1 protein-coding gene is annotated in these 4,490 nt (G+C 75.0%); it reads right to left on the bottom strand.

The genetic code is table 11. The features are described from left to right. Window positions 1-4,490: type I polyketide synthase (locus BBH68_RS36785; protein ID WP_141713149.1), on the bottom strand; the 4,490-nt coding region annotated here is incomplete at both ends.

Consider the following 4,490-nt stretch of genomic DNA (forward strand, 5'->3'; position numbering starts at 1 on the left):
CCGTGGCGTACAGCGCCCAGGTGGCGGGCGATCCGCACCGCGGCCGTGCCCACGCCGCCGGTGGCGGCGTGGACGAGGACCGACTCGCCCGCCCTGAGGCCCGCGAGCTCCACCAGGCCGTACCAGGCGGTGAGAAACGCCACGGGGGCGCCCGCCGCCTGGCTGAAGTCCCAGGTCCCCGGCATCCGGGTCACCATCCGCGCGTCGGCGACGGCGACCGGGCCGAACGCGCCGTCGAAGACGCCCATGACGCGGTCGCCCGGTGCCACGTCGGTGACGTCGGGGCCCACCTCCAGGACGACGCCCGCGCCTTCGCCGCCGAGGCGGGTCTCGCCGGGTACCCCGCCCGTGGCGATCAGGACATCGCGGAAGGTGACGCCGGCCGCACGCACCTCGATGCGTACGCGCCCGGCGGCCGGCTTCTCCTCCGCCTCGGTGAACGGCACCGGCGCCACGGCGTCGAGCGACGCGGCGCCCGCCGGGGTCGCGGCCTCCAGCCGCCAGTTCCGCCGGTCTGTGGGGAGGGGCAGCGTGGCCGAGCCGGTCGCGCGGACGAGCCGGGGCACCAGGACCCGGCCGCCGCGGAGCGCCACCTGCGACTCGTCGAGGTCGAGCGCACAGCGGACCGCCTCGGCCACGCGGCCGTCGGCCTCGGCGAGGGCGTCGAAACCCAGGACCGGATCCGTGCCCAGGCCCGTGTCCAGCTCTGTGCCCAGGTCCGTGTCCTGGTCCGTGTCCGGGCCCGTGTCCAGAAGGACGAACCGGCCGGGGTTCTCCGTCTGGGCACTGCGGACCAGGCCCCAGACGGCCGCCGCTACGGGATCGACGTGCGTTTCCCCGTCCACGGCGACGGCGTCGCGCGTCATCACCACCAGCCGGGCATCGTCGGGCCGCGGCTCGGCCAGCCAGTCCTGTACCAGGGTCAACGCCCGCTGGACGGCCTCCAGCTCGCCGCCCTCCCCCTCCGCCACCGGCGCCTTGACGAGGACCACCCCCGGCGCCGCCGCGGTGGCCTCCGACCGGTCGGCCGGCGGCGACGTCGGCGTCCACTCCAGACGGAACAGCCCTTCGGACAGGGGTTGCCGCGGGGCCTCGAGCCGGGCCGGCCGGACGGCGACGGCGTCGGCGGTGAGGATCGGCCGGCCGGCGGTGTCGGTGAGGGCGACCCGGTGCTCGTGGTCGCCGTGGGGGGTGACGCGGACCCGGGCGTGGGTGGCGCCGGTGGCGTGCAGGGTGACGCCGCTCCAGGAGAACGGCAGCCAGACCTGGTCGCCCGGGGTGTCCGTGACGGCGAGGAGGGGGTGCAGCGCGCTGTCGAGAAGCGCGGGGTGGATGGCGAGGGTGCCGGTGGAGTCGTCGGCCACGGGCAGGGCGATGTCGGCGAGCAGGTCCTCGCCGTGGCGCCACAGCGCCCGAAGTCCCCGGAGGGAGGGCCCGTACGCATAGCCGATCGACGCGGCACGGTCGTAGAAACCGGTGAGGTCGACGGGCTCGGCGCCGGCGGGCGGCCAGGCCGTTTCCCCTTCCACCGGCGGCTGCCGGTCGTCCGCGGGTTCCCCGGCCAGGGTGGCGGTGGCGTGCCGGGTCCACTCGGCCCCGGCGTCGGACTGGGCGCGCGCGTACAGGTGGAGGGTGCGGCGGGCGTCGTCATCGGCGGCGCCGATCACGACCTGCAGATCGAGATGTGCGGTGGGGTGGAGGACGAGGGGGTGGTGGAGGAGAAGCTCCTCGACGTGGGGGCTGCCGGTGTCCCCGGCGCAGCGGAGGGCGAGTTCGAGGACGGCGGTGCCGGGCAGCGCGACGGTTCCCGCGATGGCGCGCTCGGTGAGCCAGCTGTCGTGGCCGGCCGGAGGGACGCTCCCGGTGAGCACCACGCCGCCGTCCGCCAGAGCCGCCGCGGTGTCCAGCAGCGGGTGGTCCAGACCGGCGCCCCCGGGGGTGGCGCCGCCGGAGGGGCGGGGGGCGATCCAGTAGGGCCGGCGCTGGAAGCGGTAGGTGGGCAGGCCCACGGTCCTGGGGGCCGGATCGGTACGGAACCAGGGCGTCCAGTCCACCGGGGCGTGACCGGTGTGCAGGGCCGCCATGCTGTGGGCCAGGGCGGGCACATCGGGTTGCCTGCCGGTGAGGGTGGCGAGCGCGGTGGCGGTGGTCTCCTCGGGGAGGGTGTGGTGAACGGCGTGGGTCAGCACGGGAGCGGGGCCCAGTTCCAGGAAGACGGCCGTGTCCTCGGCGAGGTGGGTGATGCTCTGGTGGAAGCGGACGGGCCTGCGGATGTGCCGGGCCCAGTAGTCGGGTGTGGCGATGTCCTCGCCCGCGGGCTCGCCGGTGAGGTTGCTGATGAGCGGGATGCGGGGCGCGCGGAAGGCCAGGTGGCCGATGGCCTCGGTGAAGGGGGCGAGGACGGACTCCATCTGGGGGGAGTGGAAGGCGTGGGAGACCGGGAGGGCGCGGGTCTTGCGGCCTCGCTCCCGCCAGGCGGCGGTGAGCGCGGCGACCTGGTCGGCGGGGCCGGAGACGACGGTGTGCGTGGGGGTGTTCAGCGCGGCGATGGCCAGGTCGGGATAGTCGGCCAGGGTGGCGGTGATCTCCTGTTCGTCGGCGTTCACGGTGGCCATGGCGCCGCCGGACGGGAGGCCGCCCATGAGGGTGGCGCGGGCGGCGACCAGTCGGGCGGCGTCCTCCAGGGAGAGCACACCGGCGAGGTGGGCGGCGCTGATCTCACCGATGGAGTGTCCGGCGACCGCGTCGGGCGCCAGGCCCATGTCGCCCAGGAGACGGGCGAGGGCGATGTGGAGGGCGAAGAGCCCGGCCTGGGTGTAGGTGGTGTGGTGGATCAGGTCGCCGTGTGCGGGGTCGGTGGCGAAGACCACATCGGCGAGCGGGTGTTCGAGGTGGGGGTCCAGGAGCGTGCGGACCTCGTCGAAGGCCTCGGCGAAGACGGGGAAACGCCGGTAGAGGTCGGCGCCCATGCCGGGGCGCTGGCTGCCCTGTCCGGAGAACAGCCACACCGTCTTCCCCGGAGTGTCCGGAGCGGTGCCACCAGGGGTGGACAGGCCGGGGTGGGGAGACCCGTCGGCCAGCGCCTCCAGGGCGGCGGCCATCTCCTCGCGGCCCTCCCCGATGATCACGGCCCGCCGCTCGAACACCGCCCGTGTGGTGGTCAGGGACCATCCCACGTCCGCGACCGACGCGCGGTCGTCGGTCCGCAGGTGCTCGGCGAGCGCCGAGGCCTGCTCGCGCAGGGCCTGCTCGTCACGCGCCGAAAGCGGCCAGGGCGTCACGCCGCCCGCGACGGCGGGCGCGGCGGCCGGTTCGGGCGCGGGGCCGGGCGGTGGGGGCGCCTCTTCCAGGATCACATGAGCGTTGGTGCCGGAGGCGCCGAAGGAGGACACGCCGGCGCGCCGGGGGTGGCCGGTCGCGGGCCAGTCGGTGGCCTCGGTGAGGAGCTGGACGTTTCCGGCGGTCCAGTCGATGTGCGGGCTGGGTTCGTCGATGTGGAGGCTGGCGGGCAGCCGGCCGTGGCGCAGGGCCATGATCATCTTGATGACGCCGGCGATGCCGCTGGCGGCCTGGGTGTGGCCGATGTTGGACTTGACCGAGCCGAGCCACAGCGGCCGGTCGTCGGGGCGGTCCTGGCCGTAGGTGGCCAGGAGCGCCTGGGCCTCGATGGGGTCGCCGAGGGTGGTGCCGGTGCCATGGGCCTCGACGGCGTCGATGTCGGCGGGGCCCAGACCGGCGTTGGCGAGGGCCTGGGCGATGACACGCTGCTGGGAGGGGCCGTTGGGGGCGGTCAGGCCGTTGCTCGCGCCGTCCTGGTTGATCGCGGAGCCGCGCAGTACGGCGAGCACCTGGTGGCCGTTGCGGCGGGCGTCGGAGAGCCGTTCGAGCACGACGAGCCCGGCCCCCTCGCTCAGGCTGGTGCCGTCGGCGGCGGCGGCGAACGGTTTGCACCGGCCGTCGGGCGCCAGGCCGCGCTGCCGGGAGAACCCGGTGAACGGATCGGGGGTGGCCATGACGGTCACACCGCCCGCCAGCGCCAGGTCGCACTCGCCCTGGCGCAGGGCCCCGGCGGCGAGGTGCATGGACACCAGGGAGGAGGAGCAGGCGGTGTCGACGGTGACGGCGGGGCCCTGGAGGCCGAGGGTGTACGCCACCCGGCCGGAGATGATGCTGCCGATGCTGGAGAGCATCGTGTAGCCGTCCAGGCGGGGGTCGCCGGGGGGCAGGCCGGTGGCGTAGTCGTGGTAGATGACGCCGGTATAGACGCCGGTCAGGCTCTCGTGGAGGGTGTGCGGGTCGATGCCGGCGCGTTCGAGGGCCTCCCAGGCGGTTTCCAGGACGAGGCGCTGCTGGGGGTCCATGGCCAGGGCCTCGCGGGGGTTGATGCCGAAGAAAGCCGCGTCGAAGCCGTCGACGTCATAGATGAACGCGCCCTCGGAGGCGTACGTGGTGCCGGGGTGGTCGGAGTCCGGGTGGAACAGGTTGGCCAG

This window comes from Streptomyces sparsogenes, assembly GCF_001704635.1.
Lineage (GTDB): Bacteria > Actinomycetota > Actinomycetes > Streptomycetales > Streptomycetaceae > Streptomyces > Streptomyces sparsogenes.